The organism is uncultured Rothia sp., assembly GCF_916715725.1.
Lineage (GTDB): Bacteria > Actinomycetota > Actinomycetes > Actinomycetales > Micrococcaceae > Rothia.
The window spans coordinates 416,382-442,042 of record NZ_CAKAPD010000001.1; the positions used below are offsets into that span (position 1 = coordinate 416,382).

Here is a 25,661-nt window from a genome sequence, read left to right on the forward strand (position 1 = left end):
GGCGAGCACCGGGTAGGCGCCCTACGCGCAGGGGATCCTGGGTCCCTCAGATCCTAGCGTTCGCTGCTTGGCGCAATGCCGAGCTTTTCCACCTGTACTGAGACGGGTGGCGCAAACTCCCACGCGGCTTAGGGGCGAAAACTTATTTGCTTTCGCGGGCCGCCGAAATAGCGTCAGCGGCAATATGAATTGTTTGGTTCTCCTTCGGAATCACCAGAGGAGTACCAGTGCATGGATCAGGAATAATGACCGATTGCAGGTCAAAAACTTCCTGAATAAGTTCCGGTGTAATTATCGCACGCGGATCGCCCTGAGCGATAATCCGGCCCTGCTTCATTAACACAACATGAGTAGCATACCTGAAAGCAAGGTTCAGGTCATGCAACACCACGGCTACCGTTCGGCCTTCGGAGTGCAATTTCTTCGTCAGGTTCAGCACCTCAATCTGGTGCGTGATGTCCAGGTAGGTGGTCGGCTCATCCAGCAGAATCAGCGGGGTCTGCTGCGCCAGGGTCATGGCGATCCACACACGCTGACGCTGACCGCCGGACAGCGCCTCAATGGGGCGTTCGGCAAGCTCCAGCACGTTCGCCGCCTGCATCGCCTCCACGCAAGCTTGCTCGTCCTCATCGGACCAGGAGCGCAGCAGCGACTGGTGCGGGTAGCGGCCGCGCGCCACCACATCCGCCACGGTCACGCCGCTAGGCGCCTCCGGGGTCTGCGGCAGCATCGCCAGAATCTTGGCGATAGCGCGGGACTTCATCTGCGGCAGCGGGGTGCCGTCCAGGCGAACCTCACCCTCCTTGAGCGGGTTCACACGGGCAAGAGCCTTCAGGGTGGTCGACTTGCCGCAGGCGTTCGGGCCCAGGATAACGGTCAGCTCCCCCTCCGGCACCTGAAAATCTACCCCGTTGAGCACCGTATGCTCACCGTAGGCAACCACCATGTTCTCGCCTTCAAGGCGGGTCGTCACACTAGTGTTCACTAGCCCTTCTTCCTTTCGAGGTAAATCAGGTAAATCAGGTACAGGCCGCCAATCGCGCCGGTCACCACACCCACCTGAATGATGCGTCCGGGAACGGCGAATCGGCCAATCAAATCCGAGCCGAGTACCATGAGCGCACCCATGAGTGCCGCGGAGGTGAAGCCCACCCCGCCGCTACGGGAGAGGGTCTTCGCGATGTGCGGTGCCGCCAGGGCGACGAAGGCAATCGGGCCGGTCGTCGCGGTCGCCAGCGAAACCAGAAGCACACCAATAAACAGTGCCGCTACACGGTACGCGTTCACGCTCACGCCCAAACCGGATGCCACCTGGTCACCAAAACGAATCGCGCCCAGCGGGCGGACCAGCATCAGCAGCAGCGGAGTCACCACCAGCAGCAGACCCAGCAGCGCGTAGGTACGCTCCCAGGTAATGTCATTCAGCGAACCAGCCAGCCAAGACGCCGCGGTCTGCGCCTGAGTCAGGGAAGCACGCACCACCAGCAGGGCGTTGAACGCCGCCAGGGTCGAACCCACACCAATACCGACCAGCACCAGACGGAAGCCATGCAGACCCGTGCGGCGCGTCAACAGCCACACCAGCACCGAGGTCGCCAAGCCACCAACAACGGCACCCAGAGCAACCTCAACGGGGCCGGAATTGAACACAATAATCTGCAGAAGCGCACCGGTCGCGGCACCATTCGTGAAACCGATAATATCCGGCGAACCCAGAGCATTACCCGAAATCACCTGGAAAATCGCGCCCGACAGACCAAGCGCCGCGCCCACCAGAAGCGCCGCCACAATACGCGCCGCACGCTGCTGAGCGAAAGCCACAGCAATCTGCTTACCCTCACCCATCAACGCCGGAATAACCTTCTCCGGGGCGAGCTTATAGTCACCCTGCAGCATGCCCCAAAACGCCAGCGCCGCAATCAGCGCCACCAGCGCAACATTCAGAATCAGCACACGCCACGGCACCTGAGCACTCAGCGGACCGCGCACAGTCAACACCGGGCGGCCGCCCAAATCGCGGCCGCTACGACGCGCAGAGCGGTTCACGGTGGCGGTTGCAGTCGAAACAGCGGAAGAATTCGACATTAGAGAGCCTCCACCTTACGACGAGTCATCAAGAACAAGAACACCGGGGCACCGGCAAGAGTCGCCACAATACCCACCTGAGTCTCCTGCGGAGCCACCAGCACACGCGCCAACACGTCAGCACACAGCAGCCACACCGGACCCAACAGCGCCGAACCATAATTCACCCAGCGCACATCATTACCGAGCAGAGCACGCACCACAAAAGGCACCGCCAAACCCACAAAACCAATCGGACCCACCGCAGCAGTCGCCGCACCGGCAAGCACCGTCACCGCAAGAAGAGTCAGGTTCTGGGTCGTACGCACGCTCACGCCGAGACTGGTCGCCGCCTCCTCGCCCATGCTCAGAGCATTAATCGCAGGAGCCACAAAGAACGCCACCAGCACACCCAGCACAATCACCGGGCCCACAGTCGACGCGATATCCATGCCGCGGCCCTCCAGCGAACCGGCAACCCACACACGGAACTCGTTATACGCATCCTGATCAGCCAAAATCAGGCCCTGCGCAATCGCCGACAGCGCCGCAGAAATTGCCACACCCGCCAGAGCAAGCTTCACAATCGAGCCATCACGGCCACGACCCAGCGTATACACCAGCACCGCAGCCAACGCGCCACCAATCGTCGCAGCAATCATGTACTGCCAAATACCCATGACGCCAAAAACCACCACGGAAGCAATCACAGCCACCGCAGCACCGGCATTCACACCCATCAGACCGGGCTCAGCCAACGGGTTACGGGTCAGCGACTGCATCAGAGAACCGGCAACAGCCAACGCGGCACCAGCCGCAAGACCCACCAGGGTACGCGGAATACGCTGCTCCATCACAATCGTCTGCGCCTGCTCAGAAGCAGTGCCATTAAAAACAGCCAGAACCTCATCCGGCGGAAGATTATTCGATCCGAACAGCAAAGAAGCAGCCACAGCACCCGCCAAAAGCACCGCAAACAAGAACAGAAAAGCCAGGCGCTTACCCAACTTCTGCCCCTGAATCACAGACCCCTGACGGGACGTACTCTCCTGCTGAACACCTCGGGACAATGAGCTCGTGCGGGCCACTATGCTCCTTATGCTCGATACAAGAAAACAGGGAGGCGCACCCCGGCACCCCGCCGCAAGAGGGGGCACCCGGCACACCGGTAGATAACGAGAGAAACGCCGGAGCGGGCGGGTCACTCCCCCACCCGCATCCGACGTTAAGTCTTAGCGCTTACGGGTCAGCAGCAGCGCAGCGGCACCCACCACGCTCACGCCCAGAACCACCACGCCGACCCACGGGAACGCAGCACCGTAGGTCACGGTCTGCACGGTGGATGCGGTGTTAGCCGCGCCCGAAGCCGAAGCGCTCGGGCTCGACGCAGTACCGCGCGCAACAGCCGCAGAAGATGCGCTCGCCGAAGCGGTCGCCTTCTTCTCGCCCGCAGCCGCAGAAGCCGAAGGCGCAGAGGAAGCGTTAGAAGAACCAGAGGTAGTACCCGAGGAATCAGCCTCCGAGTTCAGACGATCGTACTCTTCCTTGGTGATGGTGTTGCCATCAGCATCGGTGTACACGGTCTCAGCCTCAGCCGCACCGTTTGCAGAACCATTGGAGGAGCCGTTCGAGCCGCCATTGGACGAGGACTCGTTGGAGTCGTTAGAGCCCTGAGCGTCGTCTGCAGAGTCGGAGCTGTTAGAGTTCGAGCCGCCATTCGAGGAACCGCCGTTGCTCTTCGAACTGGAAGAGCCGCGGTTCGAAGAAGAACCCGAAGAGTTCGAGGAGGAGTTATCCGAACCGCCCTCGCCCACCACGGTGAACTCGGGGCTGCGGTTGGTGTACGCCTCGGTACCCAGGTACTTGCCGTCCTTATCGCGCTTCTCGCCGGTCGCGAGGAAACGCAGGGTGTGGGTGCCAGCGCCAACATCCGGCAGAACGAAAGAACCGGAGACGTTGCCGTTGCTGTCGGTCTTCTGGGTGTGCACCACGCAAGCGCCCTGAGCCGCATCGGAGGGGCACAGGTCGCCGTCGTCAACCTTCACGGACACCACGGTGTTCGCGGGGAAACCGCTCACGCTAAAGGAAATCACTCCGTGCTCGCTCACCGAAGAAGAGACGGTCGAGGAGGTGCCGGGGGTAGATGCCTTCGCACCGCCCGGAGGCAGAGCGGAAGCAGTGCCAACGCCCAGGCCCAGCGCCAGGGTTGCGGCGGCGCAGGCGGTCAGCGCCTTAGAGGTCAGGGAAGCCTTCGGGGCTCCCGAAAAAGGTGCACGCATGGTGGTCCTTTCAAAAATTACCGGGGTCGAGCTGAACGCTACGAGGATCGCGTCAGTGCTGTTCAGCGGGTTGTGACCCGAGTGGTTCGTGGGGCACCCGGCCCACGCCCCTGTTCAAGGGTGCGGGGCGTGAACCGGTGCGGTGTGAATGTATGGTCAGAGAGCTTACTTCTTGGAAGTGCGCAGAATCAGAGCCGCAGCCAAAACCACCAGGCCAGCCGCCGAGAGCAGCAGGTTGTTGGCGTTGTTGACCACCCACTTGGTCAGGCCGGTCAGCTCAGTGCCTTCAATGACCGGGCCCTGAGCTTTGGTGCCTGCGGCGGAGTTCTGGGAGCCCTGCGTGTTCTGCGAGTTCTTCGAACCGGATACGCCCGCAGCCTTCACAGCCTTCTTTGCGTTAGCCTCGGTCTTCTGCAGGTTGGTTGCCAGGTTCTTCTGCGCGCTCTGAACCTTCGCCTTAGCCTGCACGCGGTTCACGACCGGAGCGGTGCTCTGCGAGAGCGCGGCGAGGGATGCGTCCACATCGGTGGCGCGGGTGCTGATGCGGCCGCCCGCGTTACGCATGGGAACCGGCGCGGTGGAGGTGCTGGTTGCGGGGTTCTCGTTCAGCTCTTCGACCAGCTGGTCGTTGGCGTCCTGCTCATCGCGGGAAACTTCCTGACGAGGGGTAACAGCACGTTCCACGGTCAGCTCTGCGAAACCGAGCACGGCGTTCTGCGCACCCTGGTTGCCGTTGTGCACGACCACGCGGTAGGTAGCGGCGGGCATGCTCACGCTGGTTTCGTAGCTGAAGCTGCGGTTACCGTCGAGGCGCTTCCAGCCGGAACCGTAGAGAGTCTGCGGGGAGTTACCGAGGTAGGTTGCGGCGTACACCCAGGTGCCCGGCTCGGCGTTCGGCACGGTCACGGTCACGGTGGAGCCCTCGCGGCTCACCTGCACGCCGTTACCGTTGGTCAGCTCGGAGGCGCTAATCGGCTCGGGCGCGTCAACAGGGGCGTATTCGGGAGCCTTGTCGCTGAGCTTAATCAGCTGTCGAATAGACACGCTACGGTCGTAGTTGTTGCCCTGCTCATCCGCTCCGCCCAGGGAGCCGGAGAGAACCTGCACGTTGTGCTCAGAATTTTCGGTAGCCCAGCCTGCCTTAGCCAATTCTTCAGCGCTCAAGCCGGTGTTTTCGGTGGTGGGCAGGGGAACCTCAACCTCGAAGGTGCCGTCTTCATTGGCGATTGCCATGAAGTTCGCGGGCGAGTTGCCGCCCTTCTTGGTCAGGGGGTTAATCGCCTGGTGAGCTTCATCGGGGCGGGCGTCCAAGAACTTGACCGCAAATACGGCACCGCGACCGGGGGCATTACTCACAAAGCCTTCACCGCGCACCACGAGCTTACCTTCGCGCCACTTCTCGGTGGAGATGGTGACATTCGCCTTCACGGGGTTCGCGGGCTTGGGGTCAGCAGGCTTGGGGTCAGCAGGCTTGCTAGGTTCCGGGGTGGGTTCGGGGGTCGGCTCCGCGGTAGGTGCGGGGGTCGGTTCTGCAGTTACGCTGGGGTCCGCAGTAGCAGAGGGGTCTGCGGTAGGCTCGGCAGTCGCAGAAGGCTCAGCGGTGGCGCTGGGGTCAGCAGTGGGCTCAGCGGTCGGTGCCGGGCTCGGAGCCGGGTCGCTCAGCGTAATATTCTGCGCCACAGATGCGCGACGATCGTAGGTGTTACCGTCAGCGTCGGTACCACCCAGGGAACCGGAAAGCACCTGGATACGGTGGCTGGTACCCTCCACGGTCCAGCCCTTGCTCTTGAGATGCTCAGCGGTCAGACCGGTATTTTCGGGGGTCGGCAGAGCAACCTCAACCTCGAAGGTGCCGTCCTCCTTGGCGATTGCCATGAAGTTCGCGGGCGAGTTGCCGCCCTGCTTGGTGAGCGGGTTAATCGCCTGGTGAGCCTCATCCGGCAGGGCGTCGAGGAACTTCACAGCGAACACTGCGCCGCGGCCGGATGCGGTGCTGGTGAAGCCGGTTCCACGTAGCACGAGCTTGCCCTCGCGCCACTTCTCGGTGGAGATGGTCACGGCAGCCTTAGCGTCCTGCTGAGTAGCGGCGGGGGTGTCCGCGAATGCGATGGTGGTGCCGGTCAGTGCCGCTCCGGGGGTGATGAGCGCGCCGGCGAGCGCCACGACGGCACCGTAGCGGGCTGCGGTGCGTGCGGGTCGGGTTTCGGTCATTGTGGTCCTTGAGGATGGGTGTGGTGGGTCGTGCATCCCCTGCCCGCCGCGAGTTTAGGTCGCGGCGGGCTGGGGTTCAGGAAGCCTCGGTGGGTGGTTACTTCACACGGGGCATTTAGAGCGGAAGTGCCTTCTTGACGTCCTCGATAATGCCGTTGAGCAGCAGCGGGCCGCCGGTGGAGGTCCACTTGGAGCCCTCAACCAGGATGACGTGGTCGTCCTTAACTGCCTTCAGGTTGGTGAAGCCGGAGGTTTCCTTCGCCTTCTTCAGTGCCTCTTCGGCGCCCTGCAGGCCCGCGGTACCCTGCGCGTTGGGGTTCTGCTGGCTTGCACCGCCGAGGGTGCCGAGGAACATGTAGTCCGCGTCGATGGTTGCCAGGTTCTCCAGGGAGACGGGCTCGGAGTGGCCCTGACCGTTGCGGTCCTGCGCCTCGGGGCGCTTGAGGCCCAGGTCGGTGAGCACCTGACCGGCGGGCAGTTCCTTCAGAATCAGGGCGGGGCCGTTGCCTGCCCAACGCACGATGGAGAAGGTCTTGTCGCCGTACTTGGGTGCGAGCTGCTCCTTCAGCGTTGCGGCGCTTGACTCGTATGCCTTGATGACTTCTTCGCCCTTGTCGACCATGTTCATGGCGTTAGCGACGTTGCGGAAGTTGATGCGCCAGTCGCCGCCCGCGTAGCCGCAGTAGACGACGGGAGCAATCTTCTTAAGGGTTTCGTAGGCGTCGGAGCGCTTGTCCACGCCGGTGGAGTCGACCAGAATCAGGTCGGGCTCAAGGTTGCCGATCTGCTCGTAGTTGACCTGCGCGACGGTGCCGATAATCTGCACGCCCTTGGCGCGGTCGGCGAGGTAGTTGGGCACGCCGGACTGGCCGCGGCCGGAGACGGAACCGACGGGGGTCACGCCGAGGGCGAGCAGGCCGTCGAGGGTGGGTTCGGAGAGGACGATAACCTTCTGCGGGTTGACGGGAACTTCTACGTTCTCTTCGTCAATATCCTTGATGGTTCGGGTGCCGCCATTACCGGAGCCGCCCGAGGTGGAACCGCCGGAAGTGGTGGTCGTGGTGGTCTCGCTGCTGCATGCTGCGAGGGCGAGAGCTGCCGAGGAGGCGAGCGCCAGGCCGAAGAAGGCGCGGCGGTTAACGCCCGATGCGCCGTGGTTCTCGGCGTCGGTCAGCTCGGATCGGTTGAAAGACATAGTTCCCCCTATAAATGACTAAACTATACCTAACCTTACAGATATCTGAGTGTTACATCAAGGCGCGTTCAGTTTGGCTTCTCTGGCCGTCGCAATGCCCGGTTTTGCCGCGGAATTCCGCGGGTTAACATATTTCACGCTTTGTCATAGTCTTGCTGACATTATGTCACTTAAAAAGGGGTGATTCTCCCCCGCCCTACGCCCTCTCGGCGGTGACTTCACGTATGCGCCCGGGCACGCGCCCAGGCACACACAACACCCGGGCACGCAAAACGCCCCGCCGCGAAGAACCGCGACGGGGCGCAGTCTTCACAACGGGGCGTTGAGGTTTTATAGATGCGTGCACCGTTACTGCCCAGCACCATTATTGGCGGGCATCATTACCGGCGAGTACCCTTACCGGTGAGCACCGCTAGTGGCGGCAACCGCATCCGCCGCCGGAACGCTTGACCGATGCAGCCGCCGCACGCAGGGAGGCGATGGCCGCCTCCGGGCCGCCGAGCGCCTCATCCACGCCGTAGACCGAGCTGCCGGCAACGAAGCAGGTTGCGCCCGCCTCCGCGGCACGCGGGATGGTCTCTTCGGTGATACCGCCGTCCACCTGCACGGTCACCGGCAGGTTCGCGCCCTCAATCGCCTTGGCGGCGCGGGCAATCTTCGGCAGGGTCACGTCCAGGAACGCCTGGCCGCCGAAGCCGGGTTCCACGGTCATAATCAGCAGCATGTCCAGTTCGCTGAGCATGTCCAGGTAGGGTTCCACGGCGGTTGCCGGGCGCAGCGCCATACCCGCCTTCGCGCCCTCAGCACGCAGGGTGCGCGCCAGCTTGATGGGGGCGATAGCCGCCTCCGCGTGGAAGGTCACCGATTCGCAGCCCATGCTGGCGTATTCGGGTGCCCAACGGTCGGCGTCCTCAATCATCAGGTGCACGTCGAACGGCACCGGGGAGATTTCGCGCAGACGCTTGACCACGGGCGGGCCCCAGGTGAGGTTGGGGACAAAGTGGTTGTCCATCACGTCAATATGCGCGGCATCTGCGGTGGAAATGCGCTCCAGCTCGCGCTGCAGGTTCGCGAAATCCGCCGAGAGAATCGACGGGTTAATGGCAATACCCATGGGGTTCCTTTCAAATCCGTGTCGTATGGCGAGTGGTGCTAGGCGGTGAAGCGGCTAGTTCTTACGCAGCAGGGCGAGGAACATGGCGTCGGTTCCGTGCACGTGCGGCCACAGCTGTGCGGTGGTCGGGTTCTCCGAAGCCTTCACGACCGGGGCGCCCTTCTTGACCTTGATTTCGGGGGTGTGGCCGGGGTCCTTCTCCCCCGCCAGCACGCTCACGGGTTCGCCGTTCGCGCCTTCGGTGTGCAGGGCAACTTCGCGCAGTGCGGCGGCGGAGTCGAGCAGGCTGACCGCGCCGCTTTCGAGCACCTCAGCCACAATGTTCTGGGTTTCTGCCGCGTGCGGGGAGCAGGTCACGTAGGCGATGACGCCGCCGGGGCGGGTCGCTTCAATGGCCGCGTCCAGGAGCTGACGCTGCAGGGGCAGTAGCTCTGCAATATCGCGCGGGGACTTGCGCCAACGCGCCTCGGGGCGGCGGCGCAGGGCACCCAGACCGGAGCAGGGCACATCCACCATGACGCGGTCGAACAGCTGACCGGGTTCAATGGATCCGGGCAGGTCGGAGGCGTTCTTGCGCAGGGTCTCGCGGATCTGGCGGCCGTCGCCGGCGAGTACCGTGTAGCTGTCCTCGGGCAGGGGGCGCATGGAGGATTCCACGAGCTGGGCGCGGTGCGGTGCCGCCTCGTTGGCGACCAGGGATGCGCCGCGCTGAACACCGAGCGCGCCAAGCAGCGCCGCCTTACCGCCGGGGCCTGCGCACAGGTCGAGCCAGGCGGTATCGGTGCCGTCCAGGGGTGCAGCGGCGAGCGCGCGTGCCACCAGCTGGGAACCGGCATCCTGCGCACGGACGGTGCCTTCACGCACGGATTCCAGGCGCGCCAAGTCGCCGGAGGCATACAGTGCCGAGCCCTCGACCAGCTCGCCATCGACAGCGCCCTGTTCGCGCGCCTCGTCGAGGCTACCCAGGCCGGGCAGCGCAACCAGGTTCACCACGGGGGCGAGGTTGTCCGCTTCGAGCAGCTGCTCAATTTCGGAGGCGGGGCGGCCGTGCGCGACGAGTGCCTGGCGCATGGAACGCACAATCCAGCCGGGGTGCGAGGCGAGCAGCGCCATGCGCTCGGTGTCGTCCTTCGCGTCCTCGATGATGAGTTCGTACCACTCTTCGGGGGTGCGCTCGGAGACGCGGCGCAGCACCGCGTTAATAAAGCTTGCCGGGCCCGCACCGATCTTTTCGCGTGCCAGGGACACGCTCTGGTTCAGTGCCGCGTGGGCGGGAACGCGCATGTTCAGCAGCTGGTGCACGCCCATGCGCAGCACAATGAGGGTGGTGGTGCCGACCTTCTCGAGGGGGCGGTCTACGCAGCGGCTGAGGATTGCGTCGTAGGTACCCTGGTGGCGCAGCGTGCCGTAGGTCAGCTCGGTTGCGAAGCCTGCGTCGCGGTGGTCGAGGCGGTGACTACGAATCGCCTTGGGCAGCACGAGGTTCGCGTAGGCGTCAGATTCCGCCACGGAGCGCAGTACGTCGAAGACGGTTGCGCGTGCGGTGTCTGCGGTACGCGAGCGTGCGGAGGGTGCCGCCGCGGAGAATTCGCGGGCGGACATGGAGCGGCGGTTGCGTTCGTGGCCGCTCTTATTGCGCTGGGAGGTGCCGCCGCCACCGCGTTTGGTGTCGTCGTGCTCGGTCTTGGCTCGGCGTGCGGCGCGTTCGACGCTGGTCAGGCCGTCAAAGCGGCGGCCGGTGCGCGATTCGGTGCGGGAGTTGTCATCCCACTTCTGCGGGCGGTTCTGAGCACCCTGCCCCTGCGAACGCTGGTTCTGCGAGCGCTGATTCTGCGAACGCTGGTTCTGGGAACGCTGAGAATTCTGAGACTGCTGGCGGTTCTGCTCGCCTGCACCCGAGCCATTACCCGAGCCGGAGCGGCGGCGACGCTTACGCTTCGCACCGCCCTCACCCTGACCGCCGCCCTGGTTGAACTTGCCGTTACCGGCATTACCGGCGTGACCGGGCTTGCCGTGTCCTCCCTTGTAGGGGCGCTTTTCGTTGCTCATGCGAGTACCACCAGGCCTTCCGCCATGTCCTTACCAGCGCCGCGAGCCCACGCGGGCGCATCCATCATTTTCTTACCGGCAGGCTGAACCTGCAGCAGCGTCAGGGGTTCGGTACCGGTTCCGACCAGTACCTTCTTCGCGTGCAGACGCACCGCACCGGGCGCGAGGGGGCCGCCGTTCGCCTCGGTCAGGGACTGCACCAGGCGCTCATCGGCAACCGCCAGACCACCGATCTTGAAGCGGTTTTCGCCCAGTTCGCACCATGCGCCGGGTTCGGGGGTCACGCCGCGGAAGCGTGCCAGGATCTGCTCGGCGGGTTCGGTCCAGGTGAGGCGGCCGTCGGCAATGCTCATCTTGGAGGCGTAGCTGACCGACTCGTCCTCGACCTGCACGGTGCCGCTCTCGCCCGCTTCGAGGCGTTCGAAGGTGCGCTCAAGCAGTGCGCCGCCGCTGGTGGCAAGGCGCATCAGCACGGTGCCTGCGGTGTCGTCGGCGGCTACGGGGGTGGATTCCTGTTCGAAGGTGGGGCCGGTGTCCAGGCCTTCTTCGAGCAGGAAGGTGGTGGAGAAAATTTCCTGCTCACCGGCGATGAGGGCGCGCTGCACGGGGGCGGCGCCGCGCCATGCGGGCAGCTTGGAGAAGTGCAGGTTGACCCAGCCGTAGCGCAGGGATTCCAGCGCGGACAGCGGCAGCAGGGCACCGTAGGCGACCACGGCGGCCGCGTCAGCGTTCAGTTCGGCAACGGCTGCGGCGGCTTCGTCGTTCCAGCGGTTTGCTTTCACGATGGGCAGGCCGAGCTCTTCGGCACGCTGCGCGACCGGGGAGGGGGTGAGCACGCGCTTGCGGCCCACGGGGGCATCTTCGCGGGTGAGCACGCCGACCACGCGCACCTTATCGGAGTTCGCCAGGTAGTCGAGCGGGGGCACTGCAACGTCGGGGGTGCCTGCGTAAATGATGTTGAGCATGTGAGCCTACTTTCCGAAGCTACCGAAGGAGGAACCGGCACCGAATGTGCCACCGCCGCCGAAGGCACCGCCCACGCGGGCTGCACGCTCGGTCACGGTCTTAGCAGCGACCGTGTTGTAGTCTGCGGCGCGCAGGGCACGCATCACGCGCTGGCGGTCTTCGCCCACGAGACGGTCGATGAAGAGCTTGCCGTGCAGGTGGTCGGTTTCGTGCTGCAGCATGCGCGCGAACAGACCCTCACCCTCCAGTACGAGGGGTTCGCCGTGGCGGTCCACGCCGGTCACGCGCGCCCAGTTCTTGCGCGGGGTCGCGGACTTCTGGCCGGGCACGGACAGGCAGCCTTCGCCGCCTTCCTGGTCTTCTTCGCCGACTTCAAGCACGGGGTTAATGATGTAGCCTTCGCGGTCGTCAATGCCGCCGAAGGTGAAGATCTGCTTGGAGATGCCAACCTGCGGGCCGGCAAGGCCCACGCCGCCCACGTCGTACATGGTTTCTAGCATGTCGTCGATGAGTCGTGCCAGGTCGTCGTCGAAGACGGTGATGGGGTCGCAGACGCTGCGCAGCACCGGGTCGCCTACGGTGCGGATGCTCAGGATGGTCATGGTTCTCCTTTGCCGGCTGGTGCCGGGAATGTGCTTACGGATTTCAAAATGGTGGCAGAACTGCGCTGATGGCTTTTCGCAACGGGTTCTTCACAGAAGGTTCTCCCTAGCGGGTTCTTTACAGTGGGCGCGCGGGCGCCGTTCTGCCTATTGTTCTATTGTCGCCGATTCGCTAGCGCGAATCTAGAACGAATCGAGGCGGCAGGGTGAGGGCTGAGCCTCACCTCCCTGCGCTCACCTGCGCGGGCTCACCTCCACAGGGGTTTATGCCTCTCCTCCACGCCCGCTACTCCCCTATGCCACCGGCGGGGGTACTAGCCTATGCCACCGGTGGCGGTACTACGGGCATGAGCGCAGGGTCTTCAAATTCTTGAACCTGGCGGTCGAATTCCCAGACGCGGCGCAGGGCGCAGAACTTGTACCAGTTGCGTTCGAGCACGGCGGGGTTTGCCTGCTGCGGCAACACCTGCGTTTCGCCGAGTGCCACGCCCATGAGGACGGGCGCGTCGCCGTATTTCCAGGGTTCCCAGGTGCCTTCGTCGGGGTCGACGAGGGATTCTTCGGCTTTGAGTCCGGCGACGAGCTGCATGACGACTTTTTCGTCAAGTGCTTTGACGCGGCCACGTTTGTCGGTGCCTTTGGTTTTGTAGTCGATGATGCAGGTTCGGCCTGCGATTTCTGCGACGAGGTCGAGGGTGCCCGCGTAGCCGACGATGTCGTTCCAGATGGTGACTTCGGCGGCGAGGGGGCGGGGTTTGAATGCTTCCCACCATTCGTCGAAGCGGTCGGCGTAGGCTTGTTCGCCGTTGATGATGAGCTGTTCGCGGCTTTCGTCGAGGTTGTGTTCTCGGCCCATGGCGCGTAGGGCGACGGCTTCGGCGTAGTTGTGGACGCGGTCGCCTCGGGCGGCGGCTGCATCGCGGTATCGTTCGGAGGCGCTGGCTGCGTCGCGGATGATGGCGAATTTGAGGCCGTGGGATCCGGTGGCGCGGTAGGCGCGCTGGTCTTCGAGGGCGGCTTTGGCGGCCATGTACCCGTGCCAGCCGCTGAGGTCGTTGGCGTGCTGCCCGATGACGGTGGTGATGGAGGGGACGAGGAGTTCTCCTCCGCGGACGCGCGCGTACATGCGTCCGTAGTCGGTGGCTGCGGCGAGTTCGGGTGTTGTCACGGGGTACCTCATTCTCGGGTGGTTGTGTCCGCGGCTGGGTTTGTACTGCTTGTGGACACAAATACCGGTGGGCATAATAAAACCCCCGTTCCTTGAAACGGGGGTTATTGGTGCGTGATACTGGGTTCGAACCAGTGACCTCTTCGGTGTGAACGAAGCGCGCTACCACTGCGCCAATCACGCTTACGGATAAGACTATACCGAGGCTTGGCGTGAAGGTCAAATTCTGCGCTCCCCTTTTTTTACTGCCGCCGAGAAGCCACTTGTGTTTCGAAAAGCCACAAAAATAGTGGCTTCTCGAAACACTTGTGGCTTTTCGAGGAGTATGCGGCGGCACCATAGAATCTAAAAGATCTTCCGACAGATACAGATATAAATAAAAAAGCCTGGCTTCCGAAGAAACCAGGCTTTTTCCTAGTGTGACCCCAACCGGATTTGAACCGGTGTTGCCGCCGTGAGAGGGCGGAGTACTAGGCCGCTATACGATGGGGCCGCAACCTCCGTTAGGAGGTTAGCTGGGATACCAGGACTCGAACCTAGAACAAAGGAACCAGAAACCTTCGTGTTGCCAATTACACCATATCCCATTACTCTATTGAGTTACCGTTCCGTTTTTCACCTTTCGGCTTTTCACCGGAACGAGTAATAACTATACGGGTCTTTCTGGAGGCGTGCAAGCCGAAATCTGGAGAGCCGCCTCACATTCACGGTTTTATGCCCGCTACTTCCGCGTGTTTCCGGGGTTTTTGGGGTTAAAAAGTTTTTTAAATTTCTTCAAAAAGAGGGTTTTGGGGGCCGATTTTCACCCTTCAAAGCAGCTTCTAGGGGACTTGGAGAGCAGTTTTATCCTCACCCCTGCACGTTTTGCACCCCAAATTTTTTTGAAGATTTTTCCCCTGCACTGTCTCCCGGTCGTCAGATGGCCGGGCAGTCAGGTAGCTAGGTGATCAGATAGCCGGGCAGCCGGTTAACTGACTAGCCAGCTAGCCTGGCGGCCAACTCACCCAAGCAACCACCTCGGGAAAGATCGCAGGACCCCCGCTCTGCACATCCAAAAACTAAAAACCCGGAGACAGCAAAAACCCGGAGGTAATAAAAAAATAAAAACCCAGAGACAACGAAAAGCCCCGAGGCGAACCTCGGGGCTTGAGTGGAGCGGTTGACGAGACTTGAACTCGCGACATCCACCTTGGCAAGGTGGTGCTCTACCAACTGAGCTACAACCGCATGTTTCGCTTTGAACTTTTCAGTTCGTCGCAACAACATGTACTACTATACGAGCCTTTGCCGGGGTGTGCAAACCAAATTCTTGCCACACCCCTCCAAATGGAGCCATATTCACCCATATAAAACATACTGACTAGTAGTTTTACAGGAAATATCCATCACAAAAAATATTCTCAAATTTGCGAAAAAATCCCCTTATCCGCCGGGTTTCTTCAGACCTTTCGGTCGTCTGATTCCCGTTGGATAAGGGGATTCTCTAGAGCTTAGTCGCTGCTACCGCCGGAGTCGCCTCCACCGGAATCGCCGCCGCCAGAGTAGTCGGAGCTGCTGTAGCTACTGTAGTCCGAGCTGCTGGAGCTACTGGAGCTTCCGGCGTCGAAGTCGCCTGCGTCCGGGTCGGGGCCCGGGTCCACGAAGTCGTCTTCTTCCTCTTCTTCGCCCGAAGAGTCCGAAGAATCAACAACAGACGACGAGGTGCTCACGTCGCCGCCGCGAGCCGCGTTCTGCATGGCGCGTGCCTCCAGGAACGCGGTCACGTAGGCGAGCGCCGCACCGGCAATAATGATGACGACCATCCATACGGAGCGGTCAAAACCGGCAATGTAGGCGAACAGCCAGATAATGCAGGCGTTGGTGAGCGCCATGATGGAGCCCTTCAGCAGCGCCTTCCCCATGATCGATTGATTCATGGTTAGCTCAGTTCAGCGGCAAGCTTGCGCAGGCGTGCGAGGGAGGAGTCCTTGCCGAGGATTTCCATGGATTCGAATAGCGGCGGGGAGATGCGCTCACCGGACACTGCGATGCGCACGGGGCCGAATGCGAGGCGCGGCTTGATTTCCAGGCCGTCGACGATTGCGGCGCGCAGGGCTGCTTCGATGTTGGCTGCGGTGAAGTCCTCGAGGGGCTCGAGAGCCTCGATTGCTGCTGCGAGAACCTGCGGTGCGGATTCCTTGAGCTGCTTACGTGCGTCGTCTGCGGTGCTGATTTCTTCGTCAGCTTTGAAGAGGAAAGCGAGCAGGCCGGGTGCTTCGCCGAGCAGCTGCATGCGCTCCTGGACGAGGGGTGCAGCTTCGGTGAGGACCTGCTCTTCACGCTCGGTGAGGGTTTCGCCGAGTACGCCTGCAGCCTGCAGGTACGGCACGAGGCGGTCGCGGAAGTCCTTGGGGTCGAGCGCACGGATGTGGTCGCCGTTGATGGACTCTGCCTTCTTCACGTCGAAGCGTGCGGGGTTGGCGACAACGTCGTGTACGTCGAAGTGCTCGACGAGCTCGTCGATGCTGAAGACGTCCTGGTCTGCGGAGAGGGACCAGCCTAGCAGGGACAGGTAGTTCAGCAGGCCTTCCTTGATGAAGCCGGAGTCGCGCAGCAGGAAGAGGTTCGACTCGGGGTCGCGCTTGGAGAGCTTCTTGTTGCCCTGGCCCATGACGTAGGGCAGGTGGCCGAATTCGGGGATGAAGCTGGTCACGCCGGTGTCGACGAGTGCGCGGTAGAGCGCAATCTGACGCGGGGTGGAGGAAAGCAGGTCCTCACCGCGCAGCACGTGGGTGACGCCCATGAGTGCGTCGTCGACGGGGTTCACGAAGGGGTACAGCGGGTCGCCGTTGGAGCGCACAACCACGTAGTCGGGTACGGTGCCTGCCTTGAAGGTGATTTCACCGCGAACGAGGTCGTTGAAGGTGATGTCCTCGTCGGGCATGCGCAGACGCCACACGGGCTTGCGGCCCTCGGCACGGTAGGCTTCCTTCTGCTCTTCGGTGAGGTTGCGGTCGTAGTTGTCGTAGCCGAGCTGCGGGTCCTGACCGGCTGCCTTGCGGCGCTCCTTCACCTCGTCGGGGGTGGAGAAGTCTTCGTACACGTAGCCGCCCTCAACGAGCTTCTGGAAAATCTCGTTGTAGATGCCGGCGGTCTTACGCTCGGACTGGCGGTAGGGCTCGTGGGGGCCGCCGACGCCGACGCCTTCGTCCCAGTTGATGCCGAGCCAGTGCAGGGATTCGAGCACCTGGTTGAACGATTCTTCGGAGTCGCGTGCCGCGTCGGTGTCTTCGATGCGGAAGATCAGCTTGCCGCCGGTGTGGCGTGCGTATGCCCAGTTGAAGAGGGCGGTGCGGACCATGCCCACGTGCGGGGTGCCGGTGGGCGAGGGGCAGAAGCGCACGCGGGTGTCTGCGGGGCTGTTGAGTACGGGACCGTGGTATTCGGTCATGATGTCTCCTTGACGGTGTGTTTCAGGATGTACGTTACGTTGTGGGGCGCGGGCGGCTTAGTCGCGCACGCGGGTGACGAGGGAACCGACGCCTTCGACCTCGACCTCTACTTCGTTGCCGTCGCGCAGTACGCTGATGCCGGCGGGGGTGCCGGTGAGCAGTACGTCGCCGGGCAGTAGGGTGAAGATTTCGGAGGCTGCGGCAACCTGCTCGGCTACGGAGTAGTGCATTTCGGAGGTGTTGCCTTCCTGCACGACGTCGCCGTCAACCCAGGTGGTGATGTTCAGCGAGTCGGTGTCCAGGTCGGTTTCAATCCAGGGGCCGAGCGGGGTGGAGCCGTCGAAGCCCTTCGCGCGGGTCCACTGGCGGTCTTCGAGCAGGTCGCGGGCGGTGAGGTCGTTTGCCACGGTGTAGCCGAAGATGACCTCGTGCACGCGCTCAAGCGGCACGGACTTGGCGATACGACCGATAATGACCGCGAGTTCACCCTCTGCGCTGACGGCTTCGGAGTACTCGGGCAGGGTCACGGGGTCGCCGGGGCCAATCACGGTGGTGTTGGGCTTGAGGAAGAACTGCGGGGAGGCGGGCGCCTCGGTTCCAGCCCAGTTTGCGATCGCTCCAATCACCTTGGAGCGGGGAATAATCGGGGCGAGCAGGCGCACCTGGTCGATGGGGTAGGTGGTGCCGGTCGGTTCGATACCCGAGTAGAAGGGGTCGCCGGCGAGTACGCGCAGGGTTTCTTCGCCTGCGGCGCCTTCTACCAGCCCGAAGTGGAGCTCATTATTTACGGTAAATCGTGCAATACGCATACTTTCTAGGGTACCAGCCTTCGAGGGTGTGGGCGGCGGGCGGGCTTTAGCGGGGTCGGGTTCGACGGGGTGCGCCTCCCCTCCCCCACAGCATTTACCGGGCACAGCGAATCCCCGCGGGTGTGCGTTCCAGGTGGGAGCGCATCCTGCGGGGATTTCGCGTGAGAGATTAGATGAGGCGGGTCATCCAGCCGTGGCGGTCCTCAACGGTGCCCAGCTGAATGCCGACGAGCTCTTCGCGCAGGCTCTTGGAGATTTCGCCGAAGTGCTCGGTGGGTGCCGGGATTTCGAAGTCTTCTGCCTTGAGCTTGCCGATGGGTGCGACCACTGCTGCGGTGCCGCAAGCAAAGATTTCGGTGATGTCGCCGTTTGCCACGCCTTCACGCCATTCGGTGAGGGTGATGGCGCGCTCTTCGACGGTCATGCCGCGGTCCTTGGCGAGCTGAATCATCGAGGAGCGGGTCACGCCTTCGAGGATGGTGCCGGTCAGTTCGGGGGTGACGATCTTGTTTTCCTTGCCGAAGATGAAGAACACGTTCATGCCGCCGAGCTCTTCGATGGCGTCGCCGCGGTGCGGGTCCTTGAAGATAACCTGCTTGCAGCCGTGCTTTTCACCCTCGGTCTGGGCAATCATGGATGCTGCGTAGTTACCGCCGCACTTTGCCGCACCGGTGCCGCCTTCGCCTGCACGGGCGTAGGTGGTGGAGAGCCAGATGTCTACGGGTTCGGGGGTGCCGAAGTAGTTACCTGCGGGCGAGCCGATCACGTGGTACTGCACGTGGCGTGCGGGGCGAACACCGAGGAACGCCTCGGTTGCAATCATGAAGGGGCGGAAGTAGAAGGCCTCACCGTCGCCGGTGGGTACCCATGCTTCGTCTGCCTTGATGAGTTCGCGCAGGGATTCGATGAAGGTCTCTTCGGGCAGCTCGGGCAGGGAGAGGCGGCGTGCGGAGTTCGCGAAGCGTGCCGCGTTCTTTTCGGGGCGGAAGGTCCATACGGAGCCGTCGGCGTGGCGGTAGCCCTTGATGCCTTCGAAGATTTCCTGGCCGTAGTGGAAGACGGATGCTGCGGGGTCGAGGACGAGCGGGCCGTAGGGGTGAACTCGTGCGTCGTACCAGGTGCCACCGGTCTTGTAGTCGCCTTCCCAGTCGATGGTGACCATGTGGTCGGTGAAGTAGTCACCGAAGCCGGGGTTTGCAAGGATTTCGGCGCGGCGTTCGGCGGTGGCGGGTGACTGGTTTGCTTCGTGGCTGAATTCGATGGCCATCGTTCTGCGTTCCTCTTCGTCTAGTTGCCTCTGTGGGCGTTCTTTGAGTGGCGGTTCTCGCGGCGGGGCGAGGGACCGGTGTGTGCCGCCGGGCGCGTTGTCGTGCGGGGCAGATGGTGCATCTAGCGGTCTGTGCTAGTCGGATGCATCAAAGCTAGTGGTGGATGGTGTCCACCGCCGAGGTGCCGGGCGGGTGTGCCTGACCTGTTTAGAGTACCGGAAAGATGCGTTTGCCGCATGCGCACCTTTTCTCCCATTCAGGATGTGAACAGGTGAAGCCCGGAAGGTGTGTTCCTTCCGGGCTTCGCTAGCGTAGTTCACGTTTTAGCCGAGCCAGTTTTAGCCGGGCAAGTATTAACCGAGGCGTGCGAGCACGTCCGCGCCGACCTGGTCGGTACCACGCACGGTCGCGCCGTTTTCGCGCATATCTGCCTCGACAGCGTCCTCAATGCGGGCTGCGGCGGCGTCGTGGCCGAGGTGGCGCAGCAACATTGCACCGGCGAGGATTGCGGCGGTGGGGTTTGCCTTGTTCTGGCGGGCAATGTCCGGTGCGGAGCCGTGTACGGGCTCGAACATGGAGGGGAACTCGCCGACGGCGTTGATGTTGCCGCTTGCCGCGTAGCCGATACCGCCGGTCACTGCACCAGCGAGGTCGGTGATGATATCGCCGAAGAGGTTGTCGGTGACGATCACGTCGAAGCGGGCGGGGTCGGTGACCATGAAGATGGTGGTCGCGTCAATGTGCAGGTAGTCGGTCTCAACCTCGGGGAATTCAGCCGCGATTTCGGTGAAGTAGCGGTTGTAGAGGCGGCCTGCGTGGGTGAGCACGTTGGTCTTGTGTACGAGGGTGACCTTCTTGCGGCGGGTGGACGCCAGCTCGAAGGCGTAGCGCACCAGGCGCTCCACACCGTGTGCGGTGTTGAGGGAGACTTCGGTGGCGATTTCGTGCGGGGTGCCCTGGCGAATCACGCCGCCGTTGCCGATGTAGGGGCCTTCGGTGCCTTCACGCACAACGACGAAGTCGATGTTGCCGGGGTTGGCGAGCGGGGAGACTGCGCCGGGGTACAGGCGGGAGGGGCGCAGGTTGATGTAGTGGTCGAAAGCGAAGCGCAGCTTCAGGAGCATTTCGCGTTCGATGAGGCCGGAGGGAATCTTGCCGCTGCGCGGGTCTGCACCGATGGCGCCGAAGAGGATCGCGTCGTGCTTCTTGAGGGCGTCCATGGTGGAGTCGGGTAGGGTTTCACCGGTTTCCAGCCAGTGCTCGGCGCCGAGCTTGTAGTGGGTGGGGGTTACGGTGATGTTTTCGAGCTCACAGGCGCGGGTGAGGATGCGCTGGGCTTCGGTAATGATTTCGGGGCCGATGCCGTCGCCGGGGATGACGGCGAGGTCGATGCTACGTGCTTCAGTCATGCCTCTACCGTAATACGCGCCGCGGGTGGGCGGTAGAGTGTGCGGGCGGGTTCTCAGACTCTGGGCTAGACGACGTCTGACTAGCTGTAGCTCCTGCCATGCCACTCCCCTACCCTTCTGCTTCGACCCGGTGCCTCCTGAAATCTGGGGTTCTGGATTCTGCGGTGTTCAGCTTCTGCCGGTTAAAACAATATTCCCCGACTGATAATTCAGCCGGGGAATATCGTTATGAGTTCTCGCTCAGTGTGAGGACCCTAGATGCTACTGCTATTAGGAGCGGGTGCAGAGGGTAACCTTCACGTAACCGGGGTTACGAACGCCGGACTGCTTTGCAGCGTTGTTAGCGGAGGAAATCTCACCATTGGGAACGGTGGGGGAAACGTAGGAGCCACCTGCGCCACCTGCGCCTGCCTGCAGCAGTGCGCTAACGTTCTGGCGGTAACGAGTGGGCTCTTCGTTAGCGTTCCACTTCTGGGAGGTAATGATAGCGGAGAGACCGCGAGCAGCACCGGAGCCACCGCCACCGTAACCTGCGCCACCGCCTGCGGAGACAACGGTCTGGTAACCGTTGAAGGACTTGCGGGTGTCGCTTTCGCTATAGGGGCGCTTTTCGTTGAGGTTAACAGGGTTGGTCTGGTGAACGATTTCCAGCTTGGAAATGTCGTTGTTGTCAATCTGGTAGGAGTATGCGAAGACGCCGTCTGCACCCTTACCGTCGAAGCCGGAGCCACCCTTGTCGCCAGCGGTGGAGGAGCTGAAGAGCTCCTGCTTGTTCTGGCTGGTGAAGCCCAGAACACCGTAGACGTTAGCCTTGTCGTTGTACAGCAGGGGCTGCTCGCCACCTGCGCCACCAACGCCGCCGTTACCACCCTTACCACCGGCAACCTTCATAGCGGTACGCTCAGAGGCGTGCGGCTTCAGAACGGTGTAGTGAGAGACGGAGGTCTCAGCGTCGCCACCGGCTGCTGCGGATGCGCTTGCACCTGCGGGCAGAACGGACTTAACCGCGGTGTCACCCAGGCTGGTGGTGGAAGCGTTGACTGCCTTGGGGTTGTAGAACGGGCTATTTGCGGGCATGTTGTTGGTACCGGGCTGGGTACGGATACCCGCACCGCCACCGCCACCTGCAACAGCAATCGGGGTGCCATCAATAACCAGAGCGGAGGAGCCACCGCCGGAACCACCGTAGAGGTAACGCTTCATATCGGAAGGCATGGGCGCGATAGCTTCAACACGAGCCTTAGCGTCTGCGGGAACGGGCTGTTCGTTGACGTCACCACCGTTACCGTAACCCTTACCACCGGTTGCGGGGCGGGTCTGCCAAATAGCCGCGCTGTCAACGCCGGGCTCGGACGCCAGGTAAGCTACACCACCGGCAGCTGCGACCAGCTCAACAACCTGGCCTGCCTTGACGGGGATTTCACCGGTCACGAGAGCACCGGAACCACCAGCAACCTGAGCGGAGCCGCCACCTGCGCCACCAGCAACCTCGAAGCGGAGCTTGTCGACCTTAGCGGGAATAGTAATCTTCAGAGTGTCGCGTGCACCGGAGGGCTGACCGGAGATGTTGTAGTTTTCGGTGGAGTTCCACTCACATTCGGTGGAGGAAGCAAAAGCGGGAACTGCAGCGGAAGCTGCGACAACCGGAGCAGCCCATGCTGCGCCAGCTACAACCTTGCGGCGAGAAATGTTAGTAGACATGTATGTCCTTCGAGAGTGATGTCATTTTGAGGAATAAAAGTTATCACCCGCCGTCGTGCACGGCGAAGAACGTCACCTGATGAGATTCGAGTGAGCGAAGCAGGTTTGCACCTAACCTCTTGGTGATAACGACATAATGTTGTATCCCGCTCCCCATATACAGGGAGGTGCACTTCAGAGCGCTTGGTGTTCGCTCTGCGAGGCCTTGGGCCATCGGCATAGATTTCGGGTACGGCTAAAACTATACCCATCAAGGACCTGTACCGCAATGGTTCCAAAAATGGTTTGATGAGGGGGTTTCCCTTAAACTCTCCGCATTACTTGAAGGTTTTTCAACCAAAATAGGTTACTTAAGGGAGTTTCAGGTCTCTTAAACCCGAATCCAAACCCCATACAACCCCAAACTCTCAAGTCTTAGTTGAACAAATAATTCACAGAAAAGTAATCAAGGTCACTAAAAATAGCCGTTTTTGGCGTGTCATACTCACCCAAGCACACACCCCCACACACAAACCCACAGAATATTCCTGCAGGTGAGAGCAAAAAAGAGGCTCCCAATCCCTCACAAACACCCCGATACACTGGAAACATGCCCCTCAAACACACCGAACCCCAGCAGAACCCACAGCACAGCGCAGAGACAGCCGAACCCGGCTACGCCGTAACGCATACCCTCGGCATCTCAGAAAGCAGCGACCTGCCCGCCGACGCAATCACCGCCTCCAGCCGCGTACAAACCTACCTCAGAGACAAACGCAGCTGGATGAACGTTATCGTCGTCGCACACCTGCAGTTCTTCTGCGGCGTGCTCTCCGTTGCCTTCGTCAACAGCTACGGCTGGATTCCGATCATCTCCGCGCTCTGCAGCACCACCGCGCTCTACTTCCGCTACCGCTTCCCCTACGGAAGCATCTACGTGGTCATCGCGGCGCTCTGCCTAACCTTCCTGTCTCCCTTCCCCGATTCACTCGCCCTCACCTGCTACCCGCCGGTCAGCCTTGCCGCCTACCACACCGGCAGGCACTGGACCCGTCGCGCCCGCTTCCGCGCCCTCATTCTCGGCTGGGTCGGCGCACTCACCGTCACCGTACAGGCCTCACTCCAACTCCTCTACCATTGGGACGACGTACCCGCCCGCATCTTCATCTCCCTGATGCTCGGCGTGCTCTGCGGATCCATCTTCACCGTCTTCTGGTTCCTCGGCGACTCCCGCCGCATGCGCGAGCTGCGCAGCGAAGAATTCGAAGAACGCGCCCGCCGCCTCGAATACGAGCAGGAACAGGAACGCCGCCTCGCCGCGCAGGATGAACGCACCCGAATCGCCCGTGAAATGCACGATATTGTGGCGCACTCGCTCTCCAGCATTATTTCCCAGGCAGACGGGGCACGCTACGCAGCCGCGAGCGCCCGCACCGCACGCGCGCAGCAGACTGAACAGGCTGAACAGGCGGGTCAGGCTCAGCAGAACACGCCGGATATTGCGGAGCAGACCCTCGAACTCATTGCAGATACGGCGCGCGACTCCCTCACCCAGATGCGCTCCCTCCTCGGGCTGCTCCGCACCGACGAGGCGACCGCCTACGCGCCCGTGCCCACCCTCAGCGATGTGCCCGCCCTCGTGGAGCAGAGCCGCCGCGCCGGGCTACCCGTCACCTTCACCGGAATCACCGGCACCATGGCACGCACCCTACCGCAGGGTGCCGAACTGGCGGCGTACCGCACCGTGCAGGAGGCGCTCACCAACGCGCTCAAGCACTCCCCCGGCGCCGCAACCACCGTCACCATTCACTGGGGCGAGGACGGTCTGCAGTTGCGGGTTCAGAACGACCCGGTTTCCTCTACCGCGGCTCAGCACATTGCCCGCCCGGTACCCGGTAGCGGCAACGGTCTACGCGGCATGAGCGAGCGCATCGCCCTCTACCACGGCACCCTCACCTACGGTCTGCAGCCCGATGGCAGCTGGCTCGTTGAGGCGGCACTGCCCTACCGCGACCTCTAATACCCGTGCCCTCTACCACCTCGTAATCTAGGATTGAAACTATGTACTCTTCCGCGCCACAGACCACCCAGCCGATTCGCGTGATGCTCGTTGACGACCAGCGCCTAGTGCGCGGCGGCTTGAGCATGCTCGTAAATTCCCAGCCGGACCTGCAGGTCGTCATGGAGGCTGACGACGGCCTGGCGGCGATTGATGTTTTTGACCGCATGGTCTCTGAGGGGCAGGCGCCGCAGGTCATCCTCATGGATGTGCGCATGCCGCATTGCGACGGTCTGGAGGCGGCGCGCCGCATCCTGGAGCGTGACGGCGAGCGTGAAGAGGATGAGCGGGTGCGCATTATTATGCTCACGACCTTCGATATTGATGAGTACGTGTATTCGGCGGTGCGTGCGGGTGCGAGCGGTTTCTTGTTGAAGGACACTCCGCCGGAGCAGCTGCTGGAGGCGATTCGTACGGTGCACCGCGGCGATGCGGTGATTGCGCCGTCTGCGACTCGCCGCCTGTTGGAGCATATGATTCCGGTGCTGGACTCCCCCGCCCCTGTTGCTCCTGTTGTTCCTGCCGCCGAGTCTGTTCCTGCTATTCCCCCGGCTGCTGGTTCTGAGCTTCCGAAGGCAACGTTTATTCCGGCTGAGCATGCAAGCTTTGAGACTGTGCAGGATTATCCGCATCGTGAGTTGATTGAGCAGTTGTCGCCGCGTGAGTTTGAGGTGCTGGGCCTGATTGCGCGTGGCTTGTCGAATGCGGAGATTACGCGGGAGCTGGTGCTTTCGGAGGCGACGGTGAAGACGCATGTGTCGCATGTGTTGGCGAAGTTGGGTGCGCGTGATCGTGTGCAGGCGGTCATTATGGCGTATGAGGCGGGTATCGCCCACTAGCGCTCCCTTATATAAGGACACAGCAGAATAAAGGACACAGTGAAGCCCCGGCGGGCGCCTCCTGATTGAGGGCACCCTCCGGGGCTCTTTAGTTAAGTAGTTTCTTGTATCTCGTCGATGATTCGTTCAAAGTCGCTCATCAGCTCAGGCAACTTCTTATAGCGGCAACTCCACCATGTCCGGTTCTGCCTCCGCATAGATGCGGGGGCGCAACCGGGTGACCATATCAACGCTACGGCCGGTCAACTGTTCAATGCGGTGCTGAGCATCGACCATCTGCATGAACTCGTCAAAGGGGGCTACACCCGGCATCTGCACCAAAAAATCCAGGTCGCTGGTTTCGGTCAGCTCACCGCGGGCGGCGCTGCCGAAGAGTCGGGCACGGCGCACACCAGCGTCACGGAGGATCTGAAGAACCTCCGCTTCATGGGGTAGCGTGTACCCGCGACGCAGATTGGGGTGGCTAGTGCTCATACACCCATCATACGCGCAAAGCTAGACTGCAGGTCAGCTCCAAG

Annotated in this window: 20 protein-coding genes and 4 tRNA genes; 2 read left to right on the forward strand and 22 right to left on the reverse strand. The window is 62.2% G+C overall.

The window, feature by feature from the left end; genetic code table 11:
• Nucleotides 1-142 precede the first annotated feature (142 nt).
• The 21 genes from QZ822_RS01545 to QZ822_RS01645 form a co-directional block, all read right to left on the reverse strand.
• Nucleotides 143-985 (reverse strand): ABC transporter ATP-binding protein, encoded by an 843-nt coding sequence (locus QZ822_RS01545; protein ID WP_070634751.1) that lies wholly within the window; start codon nt 983-985, stop codon nt 143-145.
• The gene (locus QZ822_RS01550) at nt 985-2,085 is read right to left on the reverse strand and encodes an iron chelate uptake ABC transporter family permease subunit (protein ID WP_294642067.1); all 1,101 of its coding nucleotides are present in this window, start codon (nt 2,083-2,085) and stop codon (nt 985-987) included. Before QZ822_RS01550 ends, QZ822_RS01545 begins: the two co-directional genes overlap by 1 nt.
• Nucleotides 2,085-3,152 carry an iron ABC transporter permease gene (locus QZ822_RS01555; protein WP_083303488.1) on the reverse strand — a complete coding sequence of 356 codons (1,068 nt, stop codon included), beginning with the start codon at nt 3,150-3,152 and terminating at the stop codon, nt 2,085-2,087. The genes QZ822_RS01550 and QZ822_RS01555 overlap by 1 nt, the downstream gene beginning before the upstream one ends.
• A gap of 144 nt (nt 3,153-3,296) precedes the next feature.
• Complete coding sequence (locus QZ822_RS01560; RefSeq protein ID WP_294642070.1) at nt 3,297-4,343, reverse strand: plasmid partitioning protein; 1,047 nt, start codon at nt 4,341-4,343, stop codon at nt 3,297-3,299.
• 165 nt (nt 4,344-4,508) lie between these two features.
• The gene (locus QZ822_RS01565; protein WP_294642071.1) at nt 4,509-6,554 is read right to left on the reverse strand and encodes a peptidase; all 2,046 of its coding nucleotides are present in this window, start codon (nt 6,552-6,554) and stop codon (nt 4,509-4,511) included.
• A 115-nt stretch (nt 6,555-6,669) separates the two neighbouring features.
• Nucleotides 6,670-7,749 (reverse strand): iron-siderophore ABC transporter substrate-binding protein, encoded by a 1,080-nt coding sequence (locus QZ822_RS01570; RefSeq protein ID WP_294642073.1) that lies wholly within the window; start codon nt 7,747-7,749, stop codon nt 6,670-6,672.
• A 412-nt stretch (nt 7,750-8,161) separates the two neighbouring features.
• A complete protein-coding gene (rpe, locus tag QZ822_RS01575) occupies nt 8,162-8,863 on the reverse strand; it encodes a ribulose-phosphate 3-epimerase (protein ID WP_294642074.1) in 702 nt (233 codons plus the stop codon).
• Between the two features lie 54 nt (nt 8,864-8,917).
• Nucleotides 8,918-10,912 (reverse strand): RsmB/NOP family class I SAM-dependent RNA methyltransferase, encoded by a 1,995-nt coding sequence (locus QZ822_RS01580; RefSeq protein WP_294642077.1) that lies wholly within the window; start codon nt 10,910-10,912, stop codon nt 8,918-8,920.
• Nucleotides 10,909-11,877, reverse strand: a complete 969-nt coding sequence (gene fmt, locus QZ822_RS01585) for a methionyl-tRNA formyltransferase (RefSeq protein ID WP_294642078.1) — start codon at nt 11,875-11,877, stop codon at nt 10,909-10,911. The genes QZ822_RS01580 and fmt overlap by 4 nt, the downstream gene beginning before the upstream one ends.
• Nucleotides 11,878-11,883: 6 nt before the next feature.
• Entirely contained in the window at nt 11,884-12,480 is a 597-nt protein-coding gene (gene def, locus QZ822_RS01590; protein WP_294642080.1) for a peptide deformylase, read from the reverse strand.
• Between the two features lie 319 nt (nt 12,481-12,799).
• Entirely contained in the window at nt 12,800-13,648 is an 849-nt protein-coding gene (locus QZ822_RS01595) for a cytochrome (RefSeq protein WP_294642082.1), read from the reverse strand.
• A gap of 108 nt (nt 13,649-13,756) precedes the next feature.
• Nucleotides 13,757-13,831, reverse strand: a tRNA-Val gene (locus QZ822_RS01600).
• A gap of 237 nt (nt 13,832-14,068) precedes the next feature.
• Nucleotides 14,069-14,141, reverse strand: a tRNA-Glu gene (locus tag QZ822_RS01605).
• Between the two features lie 22 nt (nt 14,142-14,163).
• Nucleotides 14,164-14,235: transfer RNA gene (locus QZ822_RS01610), tRNA-Gln, on the reverse strand.
• A 564-nt stretch (nt 14,236-14,799) separates the two neighbouring features.
• Nucleotides 14,800-14,875, reverse strand: a tRNA-Gly gene (locus tag QZ822_RS01615).
• Between the two features lie 263 nt (nt 14,876-15,138).
• Nucleotides 15,139-15,564, reverse strand: a complete 426-nt coding sequence (locus QZ822_RS01620) for a hypothetical protein (protein ID WP_294642084.1) — start codon at nt 15,562-15,564, stop codon at nt 15,139-15,141.
• Between the two features lie 2 nt (nt 15,565-15,566).
• On the reverse strand, nt 15,567-17,078 hold the full coding sequence (gene gltX / locus QZ822_RS01625) for a glutamate--tRNA ligase (protein ID WP_294642085.1): 1,512 nt from the start codon (nt 17,076-17,078) through the stop codon (nt 15,567-15,569).
• Between the two features lie 57 nt (nt 17,079-17,135).
• Nucleotides 17,136-17,888 carry a fumarylacetoacetate hydrolase family protein gene (locus tag QZ822_RS01630; RefSeq protein WP_294642087.1) on the reverse strand — a complete coding sequence of 251 codons (753 nt, stop codon included), beginning with the start codon at nt 17,886-17,888 and terminating at the stop codon, nt 17,136-17,138.
• A 169-nt stretch (nt 17,889-18,057) separates the two neighbouring features.
• Nucleotides 18,058-19,155, reverse strand: a complete 1,098-nt coding sequence (locus QZ822_RS01635) for a branched-chain amino acid aminotransferase (protein WP_294642089.1) — start codon at nt 19,153-19,155, stop codon at nt 18,058-18,060.
• Nucleotides 19,156-19,509: 354 nt separating this feature from the next.
• Nucleotides 19,510-20,565 carry a 3-isopropylmalate dehydrogenase gene (locus QZ822_RS01640; protein ID WP_294642091.1) on the reverse strand — a complete coding sequence of 352 codons (1,056 nt, stop codon included), beginning with the start codon at nt 20,563-20,565 and terminating at the stop codon, nt 19,510-19,512.
• Nucleotides 20,566-20,835: 270 nt separating this feature from the next.
• Nucleotides 20,836-22,266, reverse strand: coding sequence for a transcriptional initiation protein Tat (locus tag QZ822_RS01645; protein ID WP_294642093.1), 1,431 nt, complete (start codon nt 22,264-22,266; stop codon nt 20,836-20,838).
• A 589-nt stretch (nt 22,267-22,855) separates the two neighbouring features.
• Here QZ822_RS01645 and QZ822_RS01650 point away from each other — a divergent pair.
• Nucleotides 22,856-24,265, forward strand: coding sequence for a sensor histidine kinase (locus QZ822_RS01650; protein ID WP_294642094.1), 1,410 nt, complete (start codon nt 22,856-22,858; stop codon nt 24,263-24,265).
• 41 nt (nt 24,266-24,306) lie between these two features.
• Nucleotides 24,307-25,143: a response regulator transcription factor gene (locus QZ822_RS01655; protein ID WP_294642097.1), complete on the forward strand. Its 837-nt coding sequence runs from the start codon at nt 24,307-24,309 to the stop codon at nt 25,141-25,143.
• A 156-nt stretch (nt 25,144-25,299) separates the two neighbouring features.
• On the opposite strand, the gene QZ822_RS01660 is transcribed toward QZ822_RS01655, so the two are convergent.
• Nucleotides 25,300-25,617, reverse strand: a complete 318-nt coding sequence (locus tag QZ822_RS01660; protein WP_005505534.1) for a nucleotidyltransferase family protein — start codon at nt 25,615-25,617, stop codon at nt 25,300-25,302.
• Nucleotides 25,618-25,661: the final 44 nt, after the last annotated feature.

Bases quoted from the DNA above. Each gene is read 5' to 3' on its own strand.
- QZ822_RS01550 (WP_294642067.1), bottom strand. From the start codon at position 2,085: ATGTCGAATTCTTCCGCTGTTTCGACTGCAACCGCCACCGTGAACCGC.
- QZ822_RS01560 (WP_294642070.1), bottom strand. From the start codon at position 4,343: ATGCGTGCACCTTTTTCGGGAGCCCCGAAGGCTTCCCTGACCTCTAAG.
- QZ822_RS01565 (WP_294642071.1), bottom strand. From the start codon at position 6,554: ATGACCGAAACCCGACCCGCACGCACCGCAGCCCGCTACGGTGCCGTC.
- QZ822_RS01570 (WP_294642073.1), bottom strand. From the start codon at position 7,749: ATGTCTTTCAACCGATCCGAGCTGACCGACGCCGAGAACCACGGCGCA.
- rpe (WP_294642074.1), bottom strand. From the start codon at position 8,863: ATGGGTATTGCCATTAACCCGTCGATTCTCTCGGCGGATTTCGCGAAC.
- QZ822_RS01580 (WP_294642077.1), bottom strand. From the start codon at position 10,912: ATGAGCAACGAAAAGCGCCCCTACAAGGGAGGACACGGCAAGCCCGGT.
- fmt (WP_294642078.1), bottom strand. From the start codon at position 11,877: ATGCTCAACATCATTTACGCAGGCACCCCCGACGTTGCAGTGCCCCCG.
- def (WP_294642080.1), bottom strand. From the start codon at position 12,480: ATGACCATCCTGAGCATCCGCACCGTAGGCGACCCGGTGCTGCGCAGC.
- QZ822_RS01620 (WP_294642084.1), bottom strand. From the start codon at position 15,564: ATGAATCAATCGATCATGGGGAAGGCGCTGCTGAAGGGCTCCATCATG.
- gltX (WP_294642085.1), bottom strand. From the start codon at position 17,078: ATGACCGAATACCACGGTCCCGTACTCAACAGCCCCGCAGACACCCGC.
- QZ822_RS01630 (WP_294642087.1), bottom strand. From the start codon at position 17,888: ATGCGTATTGCACGATTTACCGTAAATAATGAGCTCCACTTCGGGCTG.
- QZ822_RS01635 (WP_294642089.1), bottom strand. From the start codon at position 19,155: ATGGCCATCGAATTCAGCCACGAAGCAAACCAGTCACCCGCCACCGCC.
- QZ822_RS01640 (WP_294642091.1), bottom strand. From the start codon at position 20,565: ATGACTGAAGCACGTAGCATCGACCTCGCCGTCATCCCCGGCGACGGC.
- QZ822_RS01645 (WP_294642093.1), bottom strand. From the start codon at position 22,266: ATGTCTACTAACATTTCTCGCCGCAAGGTTGTAGCTGGCGCAGCATGG.
- QZ822_RS01650 (WP_294642094.1), top strand. From the start codon at position 22,856: ATGCCCCTCAAACACACCGAACCCCAGCAGAACCCACAGCACAGCGCA.
- QZ822_RS01655 (WP_294642097.1), top strand. From the start codon at position 24,307: ATGTACTCTTCCGCGCCACAGACCACCCAGCCGATTCGCGTGATGCTC.
- QZ822_RS01660 (WP_005505534.1), bottom strand. From the start codon at position 25,617: ATGAGCACTAGCCACCCCAATCTGCGTCGCGGGTACACGCTACCCCAT.